Source organism: Streptomyces aurantiaciflavus (assembly GCF_049808595.1).
In the GTDB taxonomy this organism is placed as follows: domain Bacteria; phylum Actinomycetota; class Actinomycetes; order Streptomycetales; family Streptomycetaceae; genus Streptomyces.
Window position 1 is genome coordinate 14,155 of record NZ_JBNCAQ010000010.1, and the last position, 25,393, is coordinate 39,547.

Sequence of the window (25,393 nt, forward strand, 5' to 3'; positions counted from 1 at the left end):
GAGGTGATGCTCGATGTACGAGCAGAACGACATGCCGTCGGACGAACCGACGGGACAGCGGGACGCGATCGCGATCAATGACTTCGTGTTCGCGGCCACGGGGGCGCGGGTGCGGAGACTGACCCTGTCGGACGGGGAGCACTGGTTCCCGGCGATGGATGTGGCGAAGCATCTCGGCTACGCGAACACACGAGACGCCGTGCAGAGCGCGGTCTCACCACAGCACACAACAACGTTCGGCGATATTGCGCGAAGCGTCGGTCTGACCGACGCAAGGCGCAATACTGCAGGTCAGGGGTTCCGCACTACAATGAGGTTGGTGAACCTCCGGGGCCTCATCGAGCTGGTCAACGGCTGCACCAAGCCGGAGTCCCAGCCCTTCAGGTCCTGGGTCTCCGACGTCATCGCCACCATCCAGCGCGACGGCTCCTACTCCCTCGAGCCGGCTCCCGCCGAATCCGCCCCGGCCGGTGGCACCGCCTACCTCATGCCCCGAGAAGTCGCCGACGCCATCGTGCGGCTCGAAGTGAGGAACATTCAGGCCGACGAGGTGATGGCCGCCTTCCAGAGAGAGCAAACCGTACTCCTGGAGCAGATCAGCCGCAGCCAGCAGACGATCGCCCGCAGCCAGAGCGCGATCGTCCGCAGCCAAAGCGCGATCGCCGAGGCACTTCAGGACATCGCGCACGCTCTCAGGCGCCGGCGCGCGGAGCCGGACCTGCAACCACAGGAACTCCTGGCTGCCTGGAAGGCGAAGAACCTCGTCTTCACAGAGGACATCCACGCGGTGGCGGCCATGCTGGCGCCTGCGCTCGTGCAGGGCGGGGCCAGCTACCGCTTGGAGGAAATCGCCACTCGTACGGGTCTCTCCCTCGCCCGCGTCCACGACTGCCTCCGCACGCTGCTGAAGCGCGGCTGCATGCGGCAGACCGGGTGTGCTCACGACGGGGCACCGGTCTACGTGCTGCCGTAGCGACCGTATGAAAGAGAGGGCCCGACGCCGCAAGACAGAGTTGCGGCGTCGGGCCTCGTCGTACCGTACCGGTCTCAGGCTTCCGGCAGGCCCTTCTCCGTCATCCCGTGCACCGCCGGGACGGTCCCCAGCCGCCCCTTCTGGAAGTCCTCGAACGCCTGCATGAGTTCGTCCTTGGTGTTCATGACGAACGGGCCGTAGTGGGCCATCGGCTCACGGATCGGCTGTCCGCCCAGGAGGACGACCTCGAGGTCCGGCGTGTGGGAGTCCTGCTTCTCGTCCGCGCGCACGGTCAGCGAGCCGCCCGCGCCGAAGACGGCGGTCTGGCCCAGGTGGATCGGGCGGCGTTCCGCGCCGACGGAGCCCCTGCCCGCCAGGACGTACGCGAGGCCGTTGAAGTCCTCCCGCCACGGCAGGGTGACCTCAGCGCCCGGCGCGAGGGTCGCGTGGATCATCGTGATGGGGGTGTGGGTGATGCCGGGGCCCGCGTGGCCGTCCAGTTCGCCCGCGATCACCCTCAGCAGCGCGCCGCCGTCCGGGGACGTCAGCAGCTGGACGCTGCCGCCGCGGATGTCCTGGTAGCGCGGGGCCATCATCTTGTCCTTCGCCGGGAGGTTCACCCACAGCTGGAGACCGTGGAAGAGGCCGCCGGACATGACGAGGTGCTCCGGCGGCGCCTCGATGTGCAGCAGGCCCGCGCCCGCCGTCATCCACTGGGTGTCGCCGTTGGTGATGGTGCCGCCGCCGCCTTGGCTGTCCTGGTGGTCGAAGATCCCGTCGATGATGTAGGTGACGGTCTCGAAGCCGCGGTGCGGGTGCCACGGGGTCCCTTTCGGCTCCCCAGGCTGGTACTCCACCTCGCCCATCTGGTCCATCATGATGAACGGGTCGAGGTGGCGGTAGTTGATCCCCGCGAACGCCCGGCGCACCGGGAAGCCCTCGCCCTCGTAACCACTGGGCGCGGTCGTGACGGCGAGCACGGGACGTGCCACGGCGTCGGCCGCTGCGGTCACGCGGGGCAGCGTCAGCGGGTTCTCGACGGTCACTGCGGGCATGGTCCCTACCTCCTTGGGCGACGTGCGGCCCAGTTTAGTTGAGCATTGAACTTCCTGCCACCCAGAACGACGAGAGCCCGGAGGACATTCCCTCCGGGCTCCGCCGTCCCGACCGCTCCCAGGCAGTCGTGATCAGTTGCTGAAGTACAGGTACTTCCAGGCCCCGTACGTCGTCGAGTTCACGCTGTCACCGGACGAGCCGTCGATGTACGCCGAGCGGACGCGCACCCGCCACCCGGACTCGCCGGGCGCCTCCACGGTCACGACCGACTTGCCGTTCCTGGCCATCCCGACCCACAGCGGGTCCGCCGGGAACCACGAACCCTGGTAGTAGACCTGCAGGTCGAACCGCTGCTGACGGCCCGGGTAGTAGCTCATCGTCGAGGTGAGCAGCGGGTCGGTGTTCTTGTGGAACCACTGGTACGACGTCGAGCCGATCCTGGCCGTCTTGTAGTGCTTGGAGACGGCCATGGAGACCTTCACGCGCGCGTGCGCCGTGGCGTTCACCGTCTTCGGCGCGTAGCGCGCGTCGCCCGCGAAGACCGCGCTGACGGTCGTGTCGCGGGTCATGTCCACCAGCACGCTGATGTTGCCGCTGGAGTTGACCTTGCCGGTCTTGATCAGCCGCTTCGGCGCGTCGGCGCCGAAGGGGTCCGCCCAGATCTGGACCGTACGGTTCTTGTACGTGGTGCCGAGACGCGCCGTGAACCGGACGTCGGCGCCGTAGTTGTAGAGCTTGCCGTTGTTGTTCAGGGTCAGCGAGCTCGCCGCCCGGGAGACCGCGACCTTGTCGGAAGCGCTCGCCGCGGTGTGCGTGGCGTCGCCCGCGTAGGTGACCTTGTAGGTGACCGTGCCGCCGGCGGGCGGGACGTCGGTGAAGGAGTACGTGCCGTCCGCCTTCACCGTGACGGCCGGCAGCGCCTTGCCGTTCGGGCTCTCCAGGTCGGTGCGGGTGACGGCCAGCTTCGTGCCCGCCGGGAACGGGACGGTGGCCGAGAGCTTGCCGGTGACGGTGAGCTTCTTGGCGCGCGGCGCGGACGCGGGGGCGTTGACCGTGAGGGTGGGCACGTTCAGCGTCGGCTGGGTCAGGGGCTTGACCGTGTAGCCGTTGCCGTCCGCGACGAGGGCGAAGATCCGGGAGGAGTCCGGGGCCCAGGTCACGTCGGCCGCGGGCTGGGTGCCGGTGCTGTACGTGCGCAGTGGCCGGATGGCGTTCGCGCGGTAGACGGCGACCTTGGTGCCGGTGATCTGGGCGACCAGGCCGTCGGCCGCGACATCGGCCCGCTGCCCGGCCGGGTAGGCGCCGGCCTTGCTGAACGCGCCGTTGGTGTAGGCGTCCCGGTCCGTGCCGTTGACCAGCACCTCGTCGGCGCCGGGCACGACGTCGATGTCCCAGATGCCCTGGTTGAGACTGTAGTCGCCCTGGTACCACGCGGTGAGCTTCGCCGTGCCGCTCGAGACGTCGACGACGGCCATGGAGTCCGTGGAGATCCCGGTCTGGCCGACGGCCAGCACGCCCGGGCGGCCCGGGACGTCGTCCAGGAGCCCCTGACCGTGGATGCCGCTCCCCGTGCCCTCGGCCGGGAACTGCCCCAGCGTCACCGGGTCGGTCCCGCTCGCCGGGTCCACGGCCGGGTCGACGGAACCCAGGTCGCCGTCCCACTGGTCGCCGTACGTGAACCACACCTTGCCGGCGGCGAAGGCCAGGTGGCGCGGGCCGGCGCCGGTGGCGACGCTGTAGCGGGTCCTCACCTGGAGCGTGGTCGCGTCGAGGGCCACGATCTCGTGCGTGGCCGGCAGGGCCGCGTAGACGGTGGCGCCGTCGTCGGACACGGCCAGGTCGCTGACGTCGCCGAAGCCGACGTTCAGTCCGACGAGCTTGCCCGTGTAGTCGGCGGCGAGGATCCGCCCGTTGGCCTGGTCACCGACGAAAACGCGCTGGAGGGCGCTGTCCACGACGAGGCCGACGGGGCTGGTGACAGTGGCGGGAGCGGCCGCGGCGGTACCGGCCGCGGCGACGCTCAGCGCCGCAGAGCTGACGAGGACCGCGAGTGCCGTCGCGGCCGAAGTGCTGCGCATGCGCACAGTAAGGAACCCCCACAAGAGAACCCGGCGGTCGACCGGGAGATGAGAGCGCCGCGCGGCACCCGGACGCGATCGCGTGAGCGCGGTGACGTACGGGGCGCGGCTGCCAGGGGAACCCTATGGCATGCCTGTGACAAACGGGGAAGCGTTTTCCGGCCTCGTGGGAGCTCGGTCGTCTCACCCGTACATGCGGCGCATCGCGAAGTCGACCATCTGCTCGACCGCCTTCGCGTCGAAGACCATCCGGTGCTCGCCCTCCATGTCGAGGACGAAGCCGTAGCCGGTGGGCAGCAGGTCGAGCACCTCGGCACCGGTGATGACGAAGTACTTGGACTCCTTGCCCGCGTACCGGCGCAGCTCCTTGAGCGTGGAGAACATCGGGATCACCGGCTGCTGGGTGTTGTGCAGGGCGAGGAAGCCGGGGTTGTCGCCGCGCGGGCAGTACACCTTCGAGGTCGCGAAGACCTGCTGGAAGTCCTCGGCGGCCATCTGCCCGGTGGTGAAGGCCCGCACCGCGTCCGCGAGCGAGGGTGGGGACGGCTCGGGATACAGGGGCGGCTGCTGGCCGTACCCGCCGGCCATGGGCTGCTGCGGCGGGGCGTACTGCTGCTGTGCGGCGCCACCGTCCATGGGCTGGCCGTATCCATACATGGGGGCAAGCGTACCGAGAGCGGACGGAAGGCCGGGCCGGTACGGGCGCCCTGGCGAACCGACAGCGACTCGACAGTCACCGCCCTGGTTTCCGACAGCTGCCGCTCATAGCGTCTGTCGTGGCGAGGAGGGCACCGGGCGCCACCGAGACCAGCAGCAAGGGGACAGCCATGCACCGACACCACGACGACGAGGAACACGAGCACGACAGAGGCCTCTCCCACGACCTTCCCGTCCTCGCCCGCCGCCGCATGATCCGGCTGATGGCGGGGGCGAGCCTGATCCCGCTGGCGGGTTGCACCGGCGCCGAGGACGACACCGCGGCGGCCTCCTCCACCTCCGGCTCCTCCTCCTCGTCGTCCGGCACCTCCTCCGCCGAGTGCGCGACGATCCCGAACGAGACCGCCGGCCCCTACCCCGGCGACGGCTCGAACGGCGTGAACGTCCTCAAGGAGAGCGGTGTCGTCCGCAGCGACATCACGAAAAGCTTCGGCGGCTCCGCAGGCGGCACCGCCGAGGGCGTCCCCCTCACCGTCACGCTCACGGTCGTGGACGCCGCCTCCGGCTGCGGCACCCCGAAGCAGGGAGCCGCCGTCTACCTCTGGCACTGCGACCGGGAGGGCGCCTACTCCCTGTACTCCGAGGGCGTCACGGACGAGAACTACCTGCGGGGCGTCCAGGAGACGGACGACAAGGGCCAGGTCACCTTCAGCAGCGTCTTCCCCGGCTGCTACGCGGGCCGCTGGCCGCACATCCACTTCGAGGTCTACGGCAGCCTGGACGACGCCACGGCGGCCACGTCGATCACGAACACCTCGCAGCTCGCGTTCCCGCAGGACGTCTGCGACACGGTGTACGCCACGGACGGCTACGGCCAGAGCGTGCGGAACCTGAGCCGGCTCTCCCTGGGGACGGACAGCATCTTCAGCGACGGCCACGACCAGCAGCTGGCGACGGTGACGGGCGGTGTCGAGAAGGGCTACACGGCGACGCTGACGGTTCCGGTGTGACCTGTCACAGTTCCCCGGCTCGGGGTTGCGTCTTATTACTGGCGGGTAGCATCATCGTAGCTACTTGTTGGTACGTGAACTAGCGCGAGGATCCAGTGCCTCGCCGATCTCTCTACGGAGCCGGGAGCCGTCGCCATGGGGCACTACAAGTCGAATCTCCGCGACATCGAGTTCAACCTCTTCGAAGTACTGGGACGCGACAAGCTGTACGGCACCGGCCCGTTCGAGGAGATGGACACCGAGACCGCGAAGAGCATCCTCGAGGAGCTGACCCGCCTCTCGGAGAACGAGCTCGCGGAGTCCTTCACCGACGCCGACCGCAACCCCCCGGTCTTCGACCCGGAGACCAACACCGCGCCGGTCCCGGCCTCCTTCAAGAAGAGCTACCAGGCCTTCATGGACTCCGAGTACTGGCGTCTGGGCCTGCCCGAGGAGATCGGCGGCACCACCGCCCCGCCGTCCCTGATCTGGGCGTACGCCGAGCTGATCCTGGGCGCCAACCCGGCCGTGTGGATGTACTCCTCGGGCCCGGCGTTCGCCGGCATCCTCTTCGACGAGGGCAACGAGGTCCAGAAGAAGATCGCGCAGATCGCCGTCGAGAAGCAGTGGGGCTCGACGATGGTCCTCACCGAGCCCGACGCGGGTTCCGACGTGGGCGCCGGACGCACGAAGGCGGTCCAGCAGGAGGACGGCTCCTGGCACATCGAGGGCGTGAAGCGGTTCATCACGTCCGGTGAGCACGACATGTCGGAGAACATCCTCCACTACGTGCTGGCCCGCCCCGAGGGTGCCGGCCCCGGCACCAAGGGCCTGTCCCTCTTCCTCGTCCCGAAGTACCTGTTCGACTTCGAGACCGGCGAGCTGGGCGAGCGCAACGGCGCCTACGCCACCAACGTCGAGCACAAGATGGGCCTGAAGGCCTCCAACACCTGCGAGATGACCTTCGGCGACCGCCACCCCGCCAAGGGCTGGCTGATCGGCGACAAGCACGACGGCATCCGCCAGATGTTCCGCATCATCGAGTTCGCCCGCATGATGGTCGGCACGAAGGCGATCTCGACCCTGTCGACCGGCTACCTCAACGCGCTGGAGTACGCCAAGGAGCGCGTCCAGGGGCCGGACCTCGCGAACTTCATGGACAAGACCGCGCCCAAGGTCACCATCACCCACCACCCCGACGTGCGCCGCTCGCTGATCACGCAGAAGGCGTACGCCGAGGGCATGCGCGCCCTGGTCCTCTACACGGCGTCGGTCCAGGACGCGATCGCCGTGAAGGAGGCCGCCGGCGAGGACGCCAAGGCCGAGCACGCGCTCAACGACCTGCTCCTGCCGATCGTCAAGGGCTACGGCTCCGAGAAGGGCTACGAGCAGCTCGCCCAGTCGCTGCAGACCTTCGGCGGCTCCGGCTTCCTGCAGGAGTACCCGATCGAGCAGTACATCCGCGACGCCAAGATCGACACCCTGTACGAGGGCACCACCGCGATCCAGGGCCAGGACTTCTTCTTCCGGAAGATCGTCCGCAACCAGGGCGCGGCCCTGAACTCCCTCGCCGAGGACATCAAGAAGTTCCTGGCGCTGGGCACCGGCGGCGAGGAGCTGTCCTCGGCCCGCGAGCACCTCGCCAAGGCGGCCGTGGAGCTCGAGGCCATCGTCGGTCTGATGCTGACCGACCTCGCGGCCACCGAGCAGGACGTCAAGAACATCTACAAGGTGGGCCTCAACACCACCCGCCTGCTGCTGGCCTCCGGTGACGTCGTCGTCGGCTACCTGCTCCTCAAGGGTGCCGCGATCGCCGCCGAGAAGCTGGAGACCGCCTCCGCCAAGGACAAGGCCTTCTACACCGGCAAGATCGCCGCGGCGAAGTTCTTCGCCGCCAACGTCCTGCCCGGCGTCACCCTGGCCCGCAAGGTCGCCGAGGGCGTCGAACTCGACCTGATGGAGCTGGACGAGGCCGCGTTCTAGGACGCGTTTGCGGACACACCCGTACAGCTGAGAGAAACTCCACGCCGCCCTCACGAAGGCCCGCTCCCATCACCGGGAGCGGGCTTTCGTACGTCGTTAAGGTGAACCCCATGAGCGAACCCCCCCGCTTCGACCGCGGCCACACCGACGACCTCATGTCCTTCCTGGCGGCGAGTCCGTCGCCCTACCACGCCGTGGCGAACGTCGCCGAACGGCTGGAGAAGGCCGGCTTCCGTCAGGTCGCGGAGACGGATGCCTGGGACGCGGGCAGCGGCGGCCGGTACGTGCTGCGCGGCGGCGCGATCGTGGCCTGGTACGTCCCCGAGGGCGCGACCCCGCACACCCCCTTCCGGATCATCGGCGCGCACACCGACTCCCCCAACCTGCGCGTCAAGCCGCTGCCCGACACCGGCGCGCACGGCTGGCGCCAGGTCGCCGTGGAGATCTACGGCGGGCCGCTGCTCAACTCCTGGCTCGACCGCGACCTGGGCCTCGCCGGCCGTCTCACCCTGCGCGACGGCTCCACCCGCCTCGTCGACGTGGCCCGGCCGCTGCTGCGGGTGCCGCAGCTCGCCATCCACCTGGACCGTTCCGTGTCGTCGGAGGGCCTCAAGCTCGACAAGCAGCGCCACCTCCAGCCGGTCTGGGGTCTGGGCAACGACGTCCGCGACGGCGACCTGATCGCCTTCCTGGAGGAGGAGTCCGGGCTGCCCGCGGGCGAGGTCACCGGCTGGGACCTGATGACGCACTCCGTCGAGCCGCCCGCCTACCTGGGCCGCGACCAGGAGCTGCTGGCGGGCCCGCGCATGGACAACCTGCTGTCCGTGCACGCCGGTACGGCGGCGCTGGCGGCCGTGGCGACGAGCGGTGCGGACCTGCCGTACATCCCGGTGCTCGCCGCCTTCGACCACGAGGAGAACGGCTCGCAGTCGGACACCGGCGCGGACGGGCCGCTGCTGGGCAGCGTGCTGGAGCGTTCGGTGTTCGCGCGCGGGGGGTCGTACGAGGACCGGGCGCGGGCCTTCGCCGGCACCGTCTGCCTCTCCTCCGACACCGGTCACGCCGTCCACCCCAACTACGCGGAGCGGCACGACCCGACGCACCACCCCCGCGTCAACGGCGGCCCCATCCTCAAGGTCAACGTCAACAACCGCTACGCCACGGACGGTTCGGGCCGGGCAGTCTTCGCCGCCGCCTGCGAGAAGGCGGGCGTGCCCTTCCAGTCCTTCGTCTCCAACAACTCCATGCCCTGCGGCACGACGATCGGCCCGATCACCGCGGCCCGCCACGGCATCCGGACCGTCGACATCGGCGTCGCCATCCTGTCGATGCACAGCGCCCGGGAACTGAGCGGCGCGGACGACCCGTACCTGCTGGCGAACGCGCTGGTGGCGTTCCTGGAGGGCTGACGTCCGCGCCCCGGTCAGCTTCCCGAGGCGTCTGCGGGCGCCTCGGGAAGACGATCGGCGATGGCCTGGATTCCGGCAAGGACGAGCGCGAACTTCTCGTCGGCCTCGGCGAAGCCGTTGCTCATCGCGGTACGCAGCTGCGCGATGTCCTGCCCCTGCTCGATCTGGGTCTCCCGCAGCACCTGAAGCACCCGCCCATGTGCCCGCAGCTCGGTCCTGAACTCCGCCACGTCGCGGTCGTACACGGCAACGACCGCCCGCGTCGTCGTGATCTGCTCCCGCAGAGCGTCCGTCTCCGCCTCCAGGGCGTCGATGCGGCGGCGAAGTTCTTCCGTCTCACTCATACGGCCTAGCGTAACCGAGCTCGATTACGCAGAGTCATACAACCAACACCATCCGTGAGGTGTGGTCGTGGACCGCCCGGGTACCCGCAGTCACGGACCGGAACGACCGGTACACCGGAAGGGGAGGCGACACTCATGGGCCTCGGCGGGTGCATCATTCTCATCGCCGTGGGAGCCATCCTCACGTTCGCGACCGACTGGGACATGCAGGGGGTCAACCTCGACCTGGTCGGAATCATCCTGATGATCGTCGGCCTGATCGGCGTGACGACCTTCAGCAGCATCGCCCGGCGCCGCCGGGTGGTGGTGCCTCCGGCGTCGACGACCGTCGTCGAGGAGGAGCGCCACCACCACCGCGGCGGATACAGCGACGGGTACGGCATCTAGGACAGGTCTGGCTCAGCTCCACGGGCTCGCACGTCGGCGGGGCCCAGGCCGAGGCCGGCGGGCCGTGGGTCCGACAGTCTCAGGTCTTGGGCAGGGTGTCCACGTAGTGGGTCCCGTCGGCGGTGAGGCCCGCCACGGCCTTCTGGACGTCCTTCACGGGTACGGCCGCGTCGGCCTGGTAGTAGAGCCAGTCGACGCTCATGTCCCAGGTGCGCGGCGCCCCCTTGAAGGGCAGGTCGATGAACCACGTGCTGAAGTTGATGCTCATGGGCTCGCGCGGGGAGTAGTCCCGGTCGCTGGTGAACAGCTTCTCGCCATCCACGGAGTAGGTGGTTCTGCCGTCCAGCGCGGTGATCACCATGGTGTGCCAGCCGCCCAGCTTCGTCACGTGGGTGCTGGTGACCCGGTCCCCGCGCTCGCTGCTGCGCCAGCTCGTGGTGTCGAGCCGGGGCCCCAGCCGTCCCCATCCGCCGTTGGGCATGTACTCGTAGTCGAGTTCGCTGTACTTCGGCGACGCGTGGTCGGGCGAGATGGTGAAGAAGGACTCGGAGACGTGGTCGCCGTCGCTGCCGCTCGCCGGCTCGTCGCTGAAGTGCACGCGGGCGACGAGGGTGCCGGTGAAGAAGACCGGCCGGGTGCTGTGGAACTCGGACTGCCGGGTACCCGGCGCGGTCCCGTCGGTGCCGGCCCGCAGCCGGAGGGTCTGACCCGCCGTGCCGTCCTTGGCGGCGGGGAAGCTGACGCCGTCCGCCGACCAGGTGTCCTTGATTCCCGGGCCGCCTTCGCCGCTGCGGACCTGCCAGCCGTTGGCGGCCAGCGCGGGGTCGTCGGGACCGGTGTAGTCGAAGTCGTCGAAGAGGACGCCCTTGGGCGGCGCGGCCGCGGCCGGCCCGGATGAGGGGGTGGCGGCAGGGGTGGGCGGCGGGGTGACGCCGTTCGGCTCCTCTCCCCAGACCAGTGCGCCGCCCAGGTAGGCGGTCACGAGCTTCGACGGTGTGTACGTGGTGTCCTCGGCGTCGAACGAGCGGTCGTCCGCCTGGTTCAGCTTCTCGTGGTCGACGCGGTAGAGCTGGAGCCCGATGCCCTGGCTGGTCTTGCCGGGGGCCAGGCTGCCCGCCTGGGCCGTGAAGCCGATCTGGAGGTAGTGGTCGGCCTTCGGGGCCGGATCGTCCGCCGGGCCGGTCCGCTGGGTGACGTTGGTGCAACCGAGCGCGGTCTGTACGCAGTTGGAGCCGTACGCGGACGCGCCGTCCGCCGTGTAGTAGTACCGCAGCGTCACGTCGCTCAGGTCCACGGTCTTCCCGGACGTGTTGATGATTTCCAGCCATGGCTTCGCCACCGCGGTCGTGGCCGGGGCGCCGGTCCGGTAGCGGACCGTGAGCAGGGGAGCCTGATCCGTGGACCGCCACCACCTGTAGAGGACGGTGCCGCCCGCAGCGAGAATTCCCAGGGAGAGTACGAATATGAGGGCATTGCGTGCTCGGTGGGAGGATTTGCGGCGGTGGCTCACGAAAGCTCCCCGAAGTCATGGCTGATCATCGCCGAGCATCGTAGGCATAGTCCACCAAACGCTCCAGGCTGGTGTGGTTTTCCTCACTGTCACCTAGTGTCGCCTGTCGCACCTTATGGATCCCATCGCCCGAATTATCCCCCCTTTCTCAGGTAAACAGGGCGTCAGATGTTCGTATGCGGTTCAACCAGGTGAGGAATTGTCAGGACTCCTGTGCGGTATTTTTCGGGGGGCGATTTCACGCCATGAACACAGCGGAGGGGCGCTGTGTGAAGGAACCTGGTGGGGGTAGCTGGCAGTGGCCGGTACAACGGCGCGCCGTGAGCGTGTCGAATCGCGGCGCGCATCGCGGAGCAGGCACCGACGAAGCCGCGTCGCGCACGTCGACACGTCGAACGAGGTGGTCTACGAGACCGTCGTGCTCGTTCCCGCGCGGAACGAGGAGGTCGGAGTCCTCACCTCGCTGGAGTCCCTGGCCGGTCAGACCAGACGGCCCGACCTCATCGTCGTGGTGGTCAACAACTCGACCGACCGCACCGAGGAATTCGCGCAGCGGTTCGCCGCCGACGAGCACTCACCGCCGACGGTCGTCCTGACCTTCCACGACAACCCGCACAAGAAGGCGGGCGCCCTCAACTTCGGCCTGCGCTGGCTCAGGGAGGCCGTCGGCGGACGGCTGAACAACCGGGTGCGGCACGTCCTGGTCATGGACGCCGACACCGAACTGCACCCGAGGTTCATCGAGCGGGCCCGCAACGTCATCGCCTCCGACCCCGAGATCGGCGGTGTCAGCGCCGCCTGTCTCGGCCGTACCGACCTGTGGCGCAACCCCTGGCAGCGGTTCCTGCTCGGCATGCAGATCATCGAGTACGGCCGGGCCGCGAACGCGCGTTTCCGCCGGGACGTCCACACCATGTCGGGGGCCGGCTCCTTCTACCGGGCCGAGGCCCTGCAGGGTCTGATCGACTGGCGTGGCGAGGTCTTCTGGGAGGACCACAGGAACCTCGTGGAGGACTACGAGACCACGCTGGCCCTGAAGGAGTCCGGCTGGAAGGTGACGGCCAACGAGCTCTGCATCGCCTACACCGACCTCATGCCCACGCTGCGCGAGCTGATCCAGCAGCGCGAACGGTGGAGCCGCGGCACCGTGGACACCCTGCGCCGCCGAGGCTGGACGAAGTTCACCTGGCACTCCATCACCACCATGGTCCTGGGGTTCGTGGGCTTCGCCTACATCCTGGGCTGGGGTTCGCGGCAACTCGTGCTGCTCGCCGAGTACGGCTTCTACCACCAGCCGTTCCTGTGGGCGCTCTTCGCCTTCTGGATCGTCTATCCCGCCCTGCGCGTACGGAACCTCGGCTGGAAGGCGATGCTCGTCGAAGCCCTGCTGATTCCGGAGCTGGTGTACACGGTCGTGCGGGCGTACTGGCTCCTGTCGTCCGTCGTGAAGTCGTACGTGACCCGCGTGGCCGCGTGGAAGTAGATCGGGGAGAGAGATGAACACCCTCAAGGGCCTGGGGGCGTGTGCGGTGCTCGCGGGTATCGCCTTCGCGGTGACCAGGGTGGTGACGGTCGACCAGATGACGCTCGGCATCACCGTCACGGTCGTCGCCGTGTCCCTCGTCACCTACATGGCGTCCCTCAGACGCCGTCGCATGGACCGCCGCGCGGCCAACGGACGGATCAGGTCCAGGAGCGTCACTCCGGGCTGACGGGCTCCTCGTCCTCTCTCTCCGCCGGATCAGGCCAGCGCGTGCCCCGTCGTCGCGTCCACGTGGGCCGGGACCTCGTCGTGGCGGTCGCCGACGGTGGACGTGCCGGTGGGTTCGAAGACGAGGATCTCGGTGGGTGCGGGGGCGTACGGCTTGTGTTCGGTGCCGCGCGGGACCGTGAAGACGCTGCCCCTGGGCAGGACGACCGTGCGCTCGCCGGCCGGCTCACGCAGGGCGATGTGCAGTTCGCCGTTCAGGACGAGGAAGAACTCGTCGGTGTGGTCGTGGACGTGCCAGAGGTGCTCGCCCTCCAGCTTGGCGACGCGGACGTCGTAGTCGTTGACGGTGGTGACGATGCGGGGGCTCCACTGCTCGGTGAAGGAGGCGAGCGCGGTGGACAGCGAGATCGGTTCCATGGGGACATCGTCCGGGCTGCCCCGCTCACCGCACGAGTGCTAGAAATCGCACATGCCGCAAGGATCCTCGCACCGTTCGCACAAGGTCGCCGTGATCGTCGACGAGGGCACCAACCCCTTCGAGGTCGGGGTCGCCACCGAACTGTTCGGGCTGCCCCGCCCGGAGCTCGGACGGCCGGAGCCGCTCTACCGGGTGACACTGTGCACGCCCACGCGCGCGGTGCGGATGAATCACGGCTTCTTCACGATGACCGGCACGGCCGGGCTGGAAGCCGTCGACACGGCGGACACCCTCGTCGTGCCCGGCCGGCCCGACAACGTCGTCCCGCGCGGCGACGACGTCCTGGACGCCATCCGGCGCACCCACGCGCGCGGGGCCCGCGTCATGAGTTTCTGCACGGGCACCTTCGCGCTCGCCGAGGCCGGACTGCTCGACGGACGGCGCGCCACCACGCACTGGATGTGGGCCGACGCCTTCCGTGAGCTGCACCCGAAGGTGCGGCTCGAGTCCGACGTGCTCTTCGTCGACGAGGGCGACCTGCTGACCGCCGCGGGCAGCGCGGCCGCGCTCGACCTGGGTCTGTACCTCGTACGGCGCGACCACGGCGCCGAGATCGCCAACGCCGTCTCCCGGCGGCTGCTGTTCGCCGCCCACCGTGACGGCGGTCAGCGGCAGTTCGTGGAGCGGCCGGTGCCGGAGGTGCCCGACGAGTCGCTCGCCCCACTGCTGGCCTGGGCGCAGGAGCGGCTGGGAGAGGCCCTGACGGTGGCGGACCTGGCGGCGCGGGCCGCGGTCAGCCCCGCCACGCTGCACCGCCGCTTCCGCGCGCAGCTCGGCACGACCCCGCTCGCCTGGCTCACGGGGGAACGCGTGGCGCTCGCCTGCCGGCTGATCGAACGCGGGGAGGAGCGCCTGGACGTGGTGGCGGCCCGGAGCGGCCTGGGGACGGCCGCCAACCTGCGGGCGCGGCTGCGACGCGAGACGGGACTCAGTCCGTCGGCCTACCGGCGGCGTTTCGGACCGGCCGCCGGGGAAGCGCTGACCGTATGAGATACCTCGTACGCGACCGGCTCCTCGCCTTCGGTGACGACTACTGGATCGAGGACGACCGGGGGAACAGGGTCTACCTCGTCGACGGCAAGGCGATCCGGCTGCGGGACACCTTCGAGCTGAAGGACACCCGAGGGCGGGTCCTGATCGACATCCGCCAGAAGATGTTCGCCCTGCGGGACACAATGGTGATCGAACGGGACGGCGAGCCCCTGGCGACGATCCGCCGCAAACGGCTGTCGCTCCTGCGCAACCACTACCGGGTGTCCCTAGCGGACGGCCGCACCGAGCTCGACGTCAGCGGGAAGATCCTCGACCGGGAGTTCGCCGTCGAGTACGACGGCGAGCTGCTGGCCGTCGTCTCCCGGCGGTGGCTGCACGTGCGGGAGACGTACGGCGTCGACGTCGTACGCGAGGACGCGGATCCGGCGCTGCTGATCGCGGTGACGGTGTGCGTGATCCACCTGGCGGAGAAGGAGCGGGAGGGCTAGGCCCTGCCGGAAGGCGTGCGGGGAGTACGGCCGTGGGGGGCTTCGTGAGTCCGCCCATGGGGGGATTCATGGGTCCGGCCGTGGGGGGCTTCGTGAGTCCGCCCATGGGGGGATTCATGGGTCCGGCCGTGGGGGACGTCGTGAGTCCGGCCGTGGCCGTCCCAGCAGTCGCCTTCGGGTTCCCCGGGGTCCCCCGGGTCCTCGGGGTTCGGCTCGGACGGTGCCGGGGCGTCCTCCTTCGGAGGGGTGGGGGTTTCCGGGTCCGGGGCTTGCGCGGGAGGTTCGGTCGGGGTCCCGGTCGCCGGGTCATCCGTTTTCGGGTGGTCCGTCCCTGAACCGGGGGTGTGCGTACCGGGGGTGTCCGAGGGTGCCGTCGGCTTCGGGTGCGTTCCTGGGGCCTGCGGGTCCGGACCGTCCGATTCCGGAGCCTCGTCCGCCGGTCTCCGGGTCACGTCCTCAACCGTCGTTCCCCTCCCGCCGGCGCCGCTCGCCGGCTCGGGGGTCACGGGTGTCGTCGGCGTACCGGGGGATACGGCTGTGCCGGCGTCCGTGCGGATCTGCTCGGCATCCGCCCTGCCGGTCCCGGGCTCCTCGGTGCCGGCGCCGTCCTTCCGCGGTTGCGCCACCGGCGCCCGGTCCACGGGAACCTCGGCCACCGGCGCCTGAGCGACCGGCACCCGCTGCGGCGCCTCGGGTGAGGCGTCGGCCGAGCCGAGGGCGAGGCAGATCGCCACGGTGCCCGCCACAGCCGCGCCCGCGGCGACCGCGAGCGGCGTCTTCGCGCCACCGGTGGCGGCGTGGCGCGCCCCGTGCAGCAGGCCGCCGCCGTGCCCGCCCGTCCAGGTCGCCCCGGTCACCGCACCGGCGGACCCGGCCGTGAACGACAGCAGGAACCGCCCCGCACCGCCCAGCGCGAACACCAGCAGGGCCGGGCCGACGAGCGCGGGCAGCCGGTTGTTGGCCCGCATCAGGACCGTGAGCCGCTGACGGCAGTCGTCGCACGCGTCCACATGGCCGAGCAGCCGCTCCGACTGCCGTGCCGTCGCCGCGCCGCGCACGTACGCCGGCATGCGGGCACAGTGCACCTGGCAGGCGGGGTCGTCGGGGACACCGGTCTGGGTGCTGAGGTAGGCCTGCCGCATGCCCTCGCGGGCCCGGTGCAGCAGGACCGCCGTCGCGCCCTGCTTGGTGCCGAGCTGGGGGCCGATCGCCGCCAGCGGCTGGCCCTCCGCCTCGGCCAGCCACAGCGCCTTCACCCAGCGCTCGGGGAGCTGGCCCAGCACCCGCATCAGCAGATCGACGGAGGACACCTGCTCGGCGGGGTCGTCCCGGTGCGCGTCGGCCTCGGCCCGCTCGTCGGTCTGCGGATCCCGCGGCGTCTCCCGGGCGGCGCTCCCGGCGGCGATCGCGAGATGCCGGACCGTCGTCATCAGGTACGCGGGTACGTTGTCGATCTCGTGCCCCGCGGACAGCCTCCGCCACACCCGGAAGTGCGCCTCGGCGACGAGGTCCTCGGCGACCCAGGCGTTCCTGGTGAGCGAGCGCGCGTACGCGACGAGACGAGGCTGCTGCTCCTCGTAGATCCGGGCGTACTCGGCGGTGGAACCGGGGGTGGAACCATCGTTCATGGCAGCAACGCTCCAGTTGCCTGCGAAGGACGGGGAGGGACGGGGACTGCGGGGAGACGGTAAGGGCGGGGAGACGGTAAGGGCGGGGTACGGGTTTGTCAGCGTAGATGACAAAAATTTCAACTACAGTTCCGACAGCACCGCAAGGTGACTCAGGTCACACCGATCGCCTTCGCCGGTCGCGTAATGCGCGGCCCTCCGCACGGTCGAGAAGGCGTACCGGCACATGAATCGGAGACGGACCGTGCACATCACCCTGGACCAGCCCCTGGGCGCCCGCCTGATCACCCGCGACCAGGAGCTCGCGCTGCCCGTGACCCTTCGCTACACGTCCGACGACCCGCTCGCCGTGCAGTTCGTGTTCCCGGGCTGCGCCACGCTCGACGGCGAGCCGGCGACCTGGACCTTCGCCCGGACACTCCTGGAGGAGGGGCTGGGCGCCCCCTCCGGGGTGGGCGCCGTGCACGTCTGGCCGTGCGGGCCCTGCCACACGATCGTGGAGCTCCACGCGGCGCAGGGCGTGGCCATGATCCGCTTCGACTCCGCCGCGCTCCACCGCTTCCTGCTGCGGTCGTACACCGTGACCGAACCGGGCGGCGAGTTCTCCGGCCCGGCCCTCGACCGGGGCCTCACCGCGCTGCTCGACGGCGTGTGAGCCGCGCCGCCGGCGGGGGACGCTCAGCGCCGAGGCGGCTGGAGCCCCAGCACGCGGTCCTTCAGGGCCGGGAACTGCTCCCGGGTCGTCGCGACCTTCGCCGGGTCGAAGTCCACCGTGAGGACCTCCTCGCCCGAACCGGCCTCCGCGAGCACCTCGCCCCACGGATCCACCACGATCGAGTGACCCGCCTGCGGAACTCCCGCGTGCGTCCCGGCCGTTCCACACGCGAGCACGAACGCCTGGTTCTCGACCGCCCGCGCCTGGGCCAGCAGCGTCCAGTGCGCCCGGCGGCGCTCCGGCCAGCCCGCCGGGACGACCAGGGTCTCGGCGCCCGCGTCGACGAGGCCGCGGAAGAGTTCGGGGAAACGGAGGTCGTAGCAGGTGGCCACACCGAGGGTCGTACCGGGGAGCCGTACCGTCACCAGTTCGCGCCCCGCGGCCATCAGGACGGCCTCACCCTTGTCGAAGCCGAAGCGGTGGATCTTGCGGTAGGCGGCGGCCAGCTCACCGGAGGGGGAGAAGACGAGAGACGTGTTGTAGAGGGGTCCGTCACCCGCGGCGGAGCCGCTGTCGGATGCCGCGCGTTCGGGGATCGAGCCCGCGTGCAGCCATACGCCCGCGTCGCTCGCGGCCTTGGCCATGGCCTCGTAGGTGGGTCCTTCCAGCGGCTCGGCCTCGCCGCCGAACTCCTCGTAGGCGAACGCCCCGGTCGTCCACAGCTCCGGCAGCACCACGAGGTCGGCGGAACCGGCCTGTTCCCGCACGAGCGAGGCGACCCGCAAGCGCCGCGCTTCTACCGATTCGCCCTCTTCCACGGCAATCTGGATCAGCGAGGCGCGCACACTACCACCGTCCTGGCATTCGAGTCGTCCACACAGGCCTACGATCGTCACACGAAAGCACTGCCGGGGTGCCTCGCAGCAGCGTAACTTGGGGGTCCCCCCGGGTTCGAGCGCAGTCGATAATCGGGGGAGTTTCACGACACCCGCCGACAGCCACCTCCCGCTGGCAACGCCGCCACCACCTGCCCGCCCGTGTACCGACCGCCGAGGGGTCCCGTTCCGTGAGTCTGCATCCCACCCTCCAGCCCTACGCCGACGCCTGGACCCACTCCATCGAAGCGATATCCGAGCTGGTGCAGCCACTGGTGGAGGCGGACTGGAACCGCCGGACCCCCTGCCCGGGCTGGTCGGTGCGCGACATCGTGTCGCACGTCATCGGGCTGGACTGCGAGATGTACGGCGACCCGCGCCCCATCCACTCCCTCCCGCGCGACCTCTTCCACGTCGCCACCGACCTCCAGCGCTACATAGAGGTCCAGGTCGACGTCCGCCGTCACCACACGGCGCCGGAGATGACGTCCGAGCTGGAGTACACGATCATCCGCCGCAACCGCCAGCTGCGCAACGAGTCGCGCGATCCCGGAGCGAAGGTGCGCGGCCCCCTCAGCACCGAGCTCACCCTGGAAGAGTCCATGCGCAACCACGCGTTCAACGTGTGGGTGCACGAGCAGGACCTGCGCGCCGCCCTCGGCCGCCCCGGCAACCTCGACTCCCCCGGCGCGCACGTCGCCCGGGACGTCCTCCTCGCCGAACTGCCCGCCGTCGTCGCCGAGAAGGCCGATGCCCCGCGCAGCTCCGCGGTCGTCTTCGACGTCCACGGGCCCGTCGAGTTCCTGCGCACGATCCGCGTCGACATCCAGGGCCGCGGCACCCTCGAAACGGCCCCCGCCCTCGGCCCGGCCGCCGCCTTCACACTCGACTGGGAGACGTACGTCCGCCTCGCCTGCGGCCGCGTCACGCCGGAGGCGGTCGCGGACCGGGTGAAGGCGGAGGGGGAGCCCGAGCTGACGGCGGCGATCCTGCGGAACTTCGCGGTGACGAAGTAGGGCGCGCAACTGGTGACGAACCAGGACTTACCGCTACGGAACGGGCCCGTCGTGAGCGTTACGACGGGCCCGTTCCATGAGATGCGCCGGTGTCAGGCGATGCTCGCGTAGCCGAAGTTGATGAGCTTCTTCACGTCCGTCGTGCGGTTGGCCGCCGAGGAGGAGGTGAGGACGGTGCCCATGACCGACTTGCCGTTGAGCGTGGCGGCGAAGACGAGGCAGTACTTGGCGTCCGGGCCGGAGCCGGTCTTGATGCCGAGCGTGCCGTTCCAGCCGAGCAGGGTGTTGGTGTTGGTCCAGGTGGCCATCGTGCGGGTGGAACCGCTCGCGGTGATGGTCTTGGCCGTGTACGCCTTGGTCTTCACGACGGACTTGAACGTGGGGCTCGCCATCACGCTCTTGGCGAGCTTGGTCAGGTCGCGCGCGGTCGAGTAGTTGGAGCCGTTGCTCAGACCGTCGAACGAGTCGAAGTGCGTGTTCGTCATACCGAGGCTCTTGGCCATCGTGTTCATCTTGGCGATGAAGTTCTTGGTGCGGGCCGCGACCGTCGTACCGGTTCCGAACTTGTCGGCGAGGGCCATCGCGGCGTCACAGCCGGACGGCAGCATCATCCCGTACAGCAGCTGACGGACGGTGACCTTGTCGCCGACGATCAGCTTGGCCGACGAGGGGTAGCCCTCGGAGACCATGTAGTTGCTGATGTCCCTTTTGATCGTGACCTTGGTGTCCAGGTTCAGGTTCGCCTGGGAGAGCACCACCTTCGCGGTCATGATCTTCGTGGTGGAGGCGGTCAGCCGGCGGGTGTCGGCGTACTTGGCGTAGAGCGCCTTGCCCGTGGCGCCGTTCATCACGAAACCGCTTTTGGCGGTGATCGTGGGCACCGTGACAGCCTGGGCGGGCGCCGCGGTGAGGGCACCGGTGACGAGCACTGCGCCAGTCGTCACGGCGACGGCGGCGGCCCTGCGGACACGGAAGCCCTTGATGGCGGTTATCAACTGAAATACCCCGATTACGTCGAATGCCCCTACGGTGCGGCCGAGTTGAAGGGGAAAGCAGATGGGGCCGCATGTGTGTGACACGTAAGTAGCACAGAAGGTTGTGCGTCCGCTGCGAGGAAATTCTCAATCTCCTCTCCTGTCCCTCCTGCCGGTGATCCTCGTCCCTCGGGCGGCCCCCTCGGGGTCCGCATGGTGGACGCGCCGCACCCATGCGTACGTGTTGTATCTATCCTGTGGACATGTCATCCGCCCCGCCCGTCCCGCTCAAGCAGCCGCCCGCCACCGACCGTGTCTACGCCCACGTCAAACAGGGTGTCCTGGACCGCCGTTACGAGGGCGGCACACTCCTCACCGAGGGCGAGCTCGCCGAGGCGGTCGGCGTTTCCCGCACTCCGGTGCGCGAGGCGCTGCTGCGGCTCGAGACGGAGGGGCTGATCAAGCTCTACCCGAAGAAGGGCGCGCTGGTCCTGCCGGTGTCCGCGCAGGAGATCGCGGACGTGGTGGAGACCCGGCTGCTGGTGGAGGAGCACGCGGCGCGCAAGGCCGTACCGGCACCGCCGGGGCTCATCGAGCGGCTGGAGGAACTGCTCGCACGGCAGAAGGAGCAGGCCGCCGCCGGTGACCTGGCCGCGGCGGCCGTCACCGACCGCTGCTTCCACGCCGAGATCGTCCGCAGCGGCGGGAACGAGATCCTGTCCCGGCTCTACGACCAACTGCGCGACCGGCAGCTGCGGATGGGCGTCGCCGTTCTGCACTCCCACCCCGACCGGATCGCCAAGACCCTCGTCGAGCACGAGGAGATCCTCGAGGCCTTGCGCTCCGGTGACGCGGAGGCGGCCGTCGGGATCGTCCACCGGCATGTCAGCTGGTTCTCGCATCTGGCACGGGGGGAGATCCGATGACGCGGGGGAAGCCGGGGAGGCCGGACAGGCCGGGGAGTTCGGGAAGTCCGGGGAGCAACTCCACCCTTCCGGGTGACCCGCCGGGCGGACGGCGCGCTGTCGCCGTCTGGGGGATCGGTGTCTCCGTCTACTTCGTCGCCGTCATCTTCCGCACGTCGCTGGGGGTGGCGGGCCTCGACGCCGCCGACCGCTTCCAGGTGAACGCCTCGGCCCTGTCCACCTTCTCCATCCTCCAGCTCCTGGTCTACGCGGGCATGCAGATACCGGTCGGCCTGCTGGTCGACCGGCTCGGCACCAAGAAGGTGCTGAGCCTCGGCGTCGTGCTCTTCACCGCCGGCCAGCTCGGGTTCGCGTTCTCGCCCTCGTACGGCATGGCACTCGCCTCGCGGGCGCTGCTCGGGTGCGGGGACGCGATGACGTTCATCAGCGTGCTGCGGCTCGGGACGCGGTGGTTCCCCGCCCGGCGTGGGCCGATGGTCGCGCAGTTCGCGGGGCTGGTGGGGATGGCGGGCAACCTCGTCTCCACGCTGGTCCTGGCGCGCTTGCTGCACGGAGTGGGGTGGACCGCCGCGTTCGCCGGGAGCGCGATGGCGGGCGTGGTCGTCCTGGTGCTGCTTCTGCTGTTCCTGAAGGACCACCCCGAGGGACACGAGCCCGAGCCCTTCCCGCACCAGGGCGCCGCGTACGTCCGGCGGCAGATCGTCGCCTCCTGGCGGGAGCCGGGGACGCGGCTGGGGCTGTGGGTGCACTTCACCACCCAGTTCCCGGCGATGGTGTTCCTGCTGCTGTGGGGGATGCCGTTCCTCGTCGAGGCACAGGGGCTCAGCCGGGCCACGGCCGGGGAGCTGCTGACGCTGGTCGTCCTGGCCAACATGGTCGTCGGGCTGGTGTACGGGCAGGTCGTCGCCCGGCACCACGGTGCGCGGCTGCCGCTCGCGCTGGGGACGGTCGGGGCGACGGCCGCGCTGTGGGCTTCCGTACTGGCGTATCCCGGTGAACGGGCGCCGATGTGGCTGCTGGTCGTGCTGTGCACGGTGCTCGGTGCCTGCGGGCCCGCCTCGATGATCGGCTTCGACTTCGCGCGGCCGGCCAATCCGCCCGAGCGTCAGGGGACCGCCTCCGGGATCACCAACATGGGTGGTTTCGTCGCCTCCATGACGACGCTCTTCGCGATCGGCGTGCTGCTGGACGCGACCGGGGACGACTATCGGATCGCCTTCTCCGCGGTGTTCGTGCTGCAGGCGCTCGGGGTGAGTCAGATCCTGCGGTTGCGGAGGCGGGCGGCCCGGCGGGAGCGGGAGCGGTTGATCGCGAGTCGGGTGTCTTCAGTGCACGTTCCCGTGTGATGTGGCCGGTGTTGATGCGGGCGTCTCCGGGGGCTGCCGCCCCCGGACCCCCGCTTCGGCCCTGAACGGGCCTCGTCCTCAATCGCCGGACGGGCTGATTTCACCGGCCCTCGTACAAAGGGCGCCGAACTGCGAGCTTTCATCAGCCCTCGTTCTGGGGCGCCGGAGGGGATGATCTCGCCGGCTCACAGGGCGCCACCGAAACCCTGTTGTCCGCACGTCCGTTCGGCCTCTACCGTCAGGACCCATCGACGTGTAGCTCAGCAGCAGAGCACCGGGCTGTAATCCCGGAGGGCGCGGGGGCGGCACCCGCCACGTCGGCTCATCGACGTGTAGCTCAGCAGTAGAGCACCGGGCTCGAGACCCGGAGGGCACGGGGGCGGAACCCGTCACGTCGGCTTATGAACCACGACGCTGACCAGCAGCACCTCGCAGAGGCGAACCCGGGCTACGCGTCCGGCCAACTGGCCAAGGCGCTCAGGACCGCCCACACCCACCAGGACCCCGACACCCGCCTCCGCGCGCAGGAGAAGAGCCGCGCCTGGCGGGCCGTGCTCGCCGGCATGGCCAACGGGTTGCTCGCGATCGGCTCGCGCACCCCGGTCGCCGGACTGCCCGCCTGGGTGACGCCCGAGGTCGTCCGCGGCGGCTTCGCCACCGGCCGGCCGAGCGCCGGCGGCCCGCTGAGCGCGTACGAGATCGAGGTGGCGCGGCAGGCGGGTATCCCGGAGAACCGGCGGGCCCTCTTCGCGTACTGGCTGTCCGAGGACGGGCTGAGCCGGCTCTACGACCTGCTCGCCGGCGGACGTTACGAGGTGACCGTCCCCGAGCAGGCCGCCCTGCTCACCGTGGCCTGGCTCGCCCGGGCCGGGGAGACGGACGCGGCGCTGGAGCTCGTCGAGGAACTGGCCCCGTTCGCGGACCGTCTGCGCTTCACGCCGCCGCCGGCCGAGCGTCCCGCACCCGACGCCGACGCCGTGCACCGCCGTACCGTCGACGACGCCTGGCACGCCCTGGACCGGCGCCGGCCCAGCGAGGCCGTGGAGACGCAGCGGGAGGCGCTGGCCGTCTGGCACCCGTTCGGGGACGAACTGCTCGCGCACTGGCTGGAGACGGCCGACGACGGGCAGGTCCTGGCGCGCACACCCGACGCCGCCTGGCACGAGCGGGGCGCCGAGCTGCTGCGCCGCTACCGCGACCTCGCCCGCCGGCACACGTACTGCACCAAGCACCTCAACCCCAAGCAGAACCTGGGGATCCTGCGGGGCGCGTTGGAGGAGACCGTCGCCCGGCGTGAGCTGGACGCGCGTCGGCTCGGGCTGCTGCGGCACGCCGTCACGTCCATGGTGCGGCGGCGCGGGCTGCCCGGTTCCGCGGAGCTGACGGCGCTGCGCCGGGAGCAGGCCGCGCAGGCGGCGCTGCCCTCGCACCACGCCCTGGCCCAGCTCGTGCTGCGCCGGCTGTCCGGGCTGCCGCAGGAGGAGGGCGTCGCGGAAGTCGAGCCGCTCGTCGCTGCGGTGAGCGAGGCGGAGGCGCGGGAGACGGGGCTGCCCGCGGGCGCGGCGATCCCGCGCGTCCTGCGCCGGCCCGTCGAGGCCGCGCTGAGCGCTCCCATCGGCACGCTGGTGGAACGCGGAGCCGTGCCCTCGGCAGAGGTGCTGGCCGAGCTGGTACCGCAACTCGTCGCCGCCACCACCGCGCAGGCCTACCCGGACGACTCCCTGCGCACCCTGGCCGCCGCCAACTACCGCGCGTTCCGCAACCGCCGTTCGCTGCTGCTGCTCAACCTGGAGCGGCAGGTGCGGGTGGAGGAGCTGCCGTGGGTGAAGGCCGTGGCCGGGTGGCGCTCCGACACCGAGGCGGGCGAGGTGTCCGCGATCGCGCTGCGGCAGCTCGGCGAGCTGGCCGTGCAGGCGTTCCCCGGCACGATCCTGCCCAACCCGCTCGTCCGCGAGCTGTCCGTCCTCGCCCGCGAGGCCGACCTGGGCGCTCCCCTGGTCGAGGAGCTGGCCGCGGACATCTTCATGGGCACCTTCACCCCGAAGTTCCTCGCCGCGGCCCGCGTCGCGGCGGAACTGCTGGGCGGCGGCTCGCTCTACGAGCGCTACTACGACATCGACTACCGGGCCGTCCGCAACATGGCGATCGCGGAGGCCGGCGAGGCGCAGACCCGGGCGCACCGGCCCCGGACCTCACCGGCGTTCGCGAAGCTGTGCGCCGAGCGCGCCAAGGCCTCCTCGTCCCGGCGGCAGTGGGGCTTCGGCTCGGTGGCGGCGAACGGCACGGTGATCGAACAGTCCCAGATCCTCACCACGCACAACCTGGCCACCCTGGTCCACCGCGTCGGGATCGCCCCGGCCACCGGCTGGGAGGACCTGGCCCGTCGCAGCTTCGACACCGTCTGCCGCCTGACCGCCCGCGTCCAGGGCAACCCGCGTCCCCTGGCCGTCATCAAGGACGCGGCCTACGCCTGGCGGCAGATGCTGTTCCACCTGTCCCTGTGCACGGACCAGGAGCAGACCCGCACCCTGGCCTGGCTGTCCGACGAACTCACCCGCCGCCCCGGCCATGTCGCCACCCGCCTCGCCCCCGCCCTCACCGGCCTGCACCAGGTCGCCGAGGGAGGCTCAGCAGAGGACGGCAACGGCCGCCGACTCCTGGGATGGACCACCGGGGGCCACTGGCTGCGGGGGGAAAGGGCGCCGCTTTCGGGCCGGTGAGGGGCGTCGACGGGCTGTGGTGTCGGGGCTGTGCGGGACATCGGCGGTCCGTGATGTCGGGCCGGTGAGGGGCGTCGACGGGCTGTGGTGTCGGGACTGTGCGGGACGTCGGCGGTCCGTGGTGTCGGGACTGTGCGGGACGTCGGCGGTCCGTGATGTCGGCCCGGGGCGGGGCCTGACGGGCTGTGACGTCGGGG

General features: G+C 70.3%; 23 protein-coding genes and 2 tRNA genes. 16 read left to right on the forward strand and 9 right to left on the reverse strand.

The genetic code is table 11. The features are described 5' to 3' along the window. Nucleotides 1-13 precede the first annotated feature (13 nt). Nucleotides 14-973, forward strand: coding sequence for a BRO-N domain-containing protein (locus ACPT94_RS13530; RefSeq protein ID WP_360351083.1), 960 nt, complete (start codon nt 14-16; stop codon nt 971-973). Nucleotides 974-1,047: 74 nt separating this feature from the next. Here the strand turns inward: ACPT94_RS13530 and ACPT94_RS13535 are convergent, their stop codons facing one another. From ACPT94_RS13535 to ACPT94_RS13545, 3 genes are all read right to left on the reverse strand, one after another. Beyond that, nucleotides 1,048-2,028, reverse strand: coding sequence for a pirin family protein (locus tag ACPT94_RS13535; RefSeq protein ID WP_425245919.1), 981 nt, complete (start codon nt 2,026-2,028; stop codon nt 1,048-1,050). 132 nt (nt 2,029-2,160) lie between these two features. Then, complete coding sequence (locus ACPT94_RS13540; RefSeq protein ID WP_425245920.1) at nt 2,161-4,107, reverse strand: NHL repeat-containing protein; 1,947 nt, start codon at nt 4,105-4,107, stop codon at nt 2,161-2,163. Between the two features lie 183 nt (nt 4,108-4,290). Next, nucleotides 4,291-4,764: an SseB family protein gene (locus ACPT94_RS13545; RefSeq protein WP_189931374.1), complete on the reverse strand. Its 474-nt coding sequence runs from the start codon at nt 4,762-4,764 to the stop codon at nt 4,291-4,293. 170 nt (nt 4,765-4,934) lie between these two features. On the opposite strand from ACPT94_RS13545, the gene ACPT94_RS13550 reads away from it, so the two are divergent. From ACPT94_RS13550 to ACPT94_RS13560, 3 genes are all read left to right on the forward strand, one after another. Next, the gene (locus ACPT94_RS13550; protein WP_425245921.1) at nt 4,935-5,774 is read left to right on the forward strand and encodes an intradiol ring-cleavage dioxygenase; all 840 of its coding nucleotides are present in this window, start codon (nt 4,935-4,937) and stop codon (nt 5,772-5,774) included. A 135-nt stretch (nt 5,775-5,909) separates the two neighbouring features. Further along, nucleotides 5,910-7,736, forward strand: a complete 1,827-nt coding sequence (locus tag ACPT94_RS13555) for an acyl-CoA dehydrogenase (protein ID WP_360351071.1) — start codon at nt 5,910-5,912, stop codon at nt 7,734-7,736. A gap of 110 nt (nt 7,737-7,846) precedes the next feature. Continuing rightward, nucleotides 7,847-9,145, forward strand: coding sequence for a M18 family aminopeptidase (locus tag ACPT94_RS13560; RefSeq protein WP_360351069.1), 1,299 nt, complete (start codon nt 7,847-7,849; stop codon nt 9,143-9,145). Between the two features lie 14 nt (nt 9,146-9,159). Here the strand turns inward: ACPT94_RS13560 and ACPT94_RS13565 are convergent, their stop codons facing one another. Continuing rightward, complete coding sequence (locus ACPT94_RS13565; RefSeq protein WP_425245922.1) at nt 9,160-9,489, reverse strand: hypothetical protein; 330 nt, start codon at nt 9,487-9,489, stop codon at nt 9,160-9,162. Between the two features lie 135 nt (nt 9,490-9,624). On the opposite strand from ACPT94_RS13565, the gene ACPT94_RS13570 reads away from it, so the two are divergent. Next, the gene (locus tag ACPT94_RS13570) at nt 9,625-9,876 is read left to right on the forward strand and encodes a DUF6458 family protein (protein ID WP_360351063.1); all 252 of its coding nucleotides are present in this window, start codon (nt 9,625-9,627) and stop codon (nt 9,874-9,876) included. 79 nt (nt 9,877-9,955) lie between these two features. Here ACPT94_RS13570 and ACPT94_RS13575 read toward each other — a convergent pair whose 3' ends face one another. After that, nucleotides 9,956-11,386 carry a cellulose binding domain-containing protein gene (locus ACPT94_RS13575; RefSeq protein WP_425245923.1) on the reverse strand — a complete coding sequence of 477 codons (1,431 nt, stop codon included), beginning with the start codon at nt 11,384-11,386 and terminating at the stop codon, nt 9,956-9,958. Between the two features lie 400 nt (nt 11,387-11,786). Between ACPT94_RS13575 and ACPT94_RS13580 the strand changes: the two genes are divergently transcribed. Further along, nucleotides 11,787-12,869 carry a glycosyltransferase family 2 protein gene (locus ACPT94_RS13580; protein WP_360351057.1) on the forward strand — a complete coding sequence of 361 codons (1,083 nt, stop codon included), beginning with the start codon at nt 11,787-11,789 and terminating at the stop codon, nt 12,867-12,869. Between the two features lie 13 nt (nt 12,870-12,882). Beyond that, nucleotides 12,883-13,098 carry a hypothetical protein gene (locus ACPT94_RS13585; protein ID WP_360351054.1) on the forward strand — a complete coding sequence of 72 codons (216 nt, stop codon included), beginning with the start codon at nt 12,883-12,885 and terminating at the stop codon, nt 13,096-13,098. 29 nt (nt 13,099-13,127) lie between these two features. On the opposite strand, the gene ACPT94_RS13590 is transcribed toward ACPT94_RS13585, so the two are convergent. Then, nucleotides 13,128-13,514 carry a cupin domain-containing protein gene (locus tag ACPT94_RS13590; protein WP_360351051.1) on the reverse strand — a complete coding sequence of 129 codons (387 nt, stop codon included), beginning with the start codon at nt 13,512-13,514 and terminating at the stop codon, nt 13,128-13,130. A 52-nt stretch (nt 13,515-13,566) separates the two neighbouring features. Here ACPT94_RS13590 and ACPT94_RS13595 point away from each other — a divergent pair, with 52 nt between their 5' ends. Both ACPT94_RS13595 and ACPT94_RS13600 read left to right on the forward strand, forming a co-directional pair. Further along, nucleotides 13,567-14,565: a GlxA family transcriptional regulator gene (locus tag ACPT94_RS13595; protein WP_425245924.1), complete on the forward strand. Its 999-nt coding sequence runs from the start codon at nt 13,567-13,569 to the stop codon at nt 14,563-14,565. Further along, nucleotides 14,562-15,056 carry an LURP-one-related/scramblase family protein gene (locus ACPT94_RS13600; RefSeq protein WP_360351045.1) on the forward strand — a complete coding sequence of 165 codons (495 nt, stop codon included), beginning with the start codon at nt 14,562-14,564 and terminating at the stop codon, nt 15,054-15,056. The genes ACPT94_RS13595 and ACPT94_RS13600 overlap by 4 nt, the downstream gene beginning before the upstream one ends. Here ACPT94_RS13600 and ACPT94_RS13605 read toward each other — a convergent pair. Beyond that, entirely contained in the window at nt 15,053-16,684 is a 1,632-nt protein-coding gene (locus ACPT94_RS13605; protein WP_425245925.1) for a sigma-70 family RNA polymerase sigma factor, read from the reverse strand. The two genes, ACPT94_RS13600 and ACPT94_RS13605, sit on opposite strands and share 4 nt — an antisense overlap. 226 nt (nt 16,685-16,910) lie before the next feature. Between ACPT94_RS13605 and ACPT94_RS13610 the strand changes: the two genes are divergently transcribed. Further along, a complete protein-coding gene (locus tag ACPT94_RS13610; protein WP_425245926.1) occupies nt 16,911-17,339 on the forward strand; it encodes an SsgA family sporulation/cell division regulator in 429 nt (142 codons plus the stop codon). A gap of 23 nt (nt 17,340-17,362) precedes the next feature. On the opposite strand, the gene ACPT94_RS13615 is transcribed toward ACPT94_RS13610, so the two are convergent. Continuing rightward, nucleotides 17,363-18,184, reverse strand: a complete 822-nt coding sequence (locus tag ACPT94_RS13615; protein WP_360351040.1) for a carbon-nitrogen family hydrolase — start codon at nt 18,182-18,184, stop codon at nt 17,363-17,365. A 221-nt stretch (nt 18,185-18,405) separates the two neighbouring features. Here ACPT94_RS13615 and ACPT94_RS13620 point away from each other — a divergent pair, with 221 nt between their 5' ends. Beyond that, complete coding sequence (locus ACPT94_RS13620) at nt 18,406-19,230, forward strand: maleylpyruvate isomerase family mycothiol-dependent enzyme (protein WP_360351037.1); 825 nt, start codon at nt 18,406-18,408, stop codon at nt 19,228-19,230. Between the two features lie 92 nt (nt 19,231-19,322). On the opposite strand, the gene ACPT94_RS13625 is transcribed toward ACPT94_RS13620, so the two are convergent. Beyond that, on the reverse strand, nt 19,323-20,225 hold the full coding sequence (locus ACPT94_RS13625) for a D-alanyl-D-alanine carboxypeptidase family protein (RefSeq protein ID WP_360351034.1): 903 nt from the start codon (nt 20,223-20,225) through the stop codon (nt 19,323-19,325). 242 nt (nt 20,226-20,467) lie between these two features. Here ACPT94_RS13625 and ACPT94_RS13630 point away from each other — a divergent pair, with 242 nt between their 5' ends. From ACPT94_RS13630 to ACPT94_RS13650, 5 genes are all read left to right on the forward strand, one after another. Then, nucleotides 20,468-21,130, forward strand: a complete 663-nt coding sequence (locus tag ACPT94_RS13630; RefSeq protein WP_360351031.1) for a GntR family transcriptional regulator — start codon at nt 20,468-20,470, stop codon at nt 21,128-21,130. Further along, complete coding sequence (locus ACPT94_RS13635; RefSeq protein WP_360351028.1) at nt 21,127-22,476, forward strand: MFS transporter; 1,350 nt, start codon at nt 21,127-21,129, stop codon at nt 22,474-22,476. Before ACPT94_RS13630 ends, ACPT94_RS13635 begins: the two co-directional genes overlap by 4 nt. Nucleotides 22,477-22,725: 249 nt before the next feature. Then, nucleotides 22,726-22,797: transfer RNA gene (locus tag ACPT94_RS13640), tRNA-Tyr, on the forward strand. A 5-nt stretch (nt 22,798-22,802) separates the two neighbouring features. After that, nucleotides 22,803-22,874, forward strand: a tRNA-Ser gene (locus tag ACPT94_RS13645). Nucleotides 22,875-22,877: 3 nt separating this feature from the next. Continuing rightward, nucleotides 22,878-25,196: a coiled-coil domain-containing protein gene (locus tag ACPT94_RS13650; protein ID WP_425245927.1), complete on the forward strand. Its 2,319-nt coding sequence runs from the start codon at nt 22,878-22,880 to the stop codon at nt 25,194-25,196. Nucleotides 25,197-25,393 lie beyond the last annotated feature (197 nt).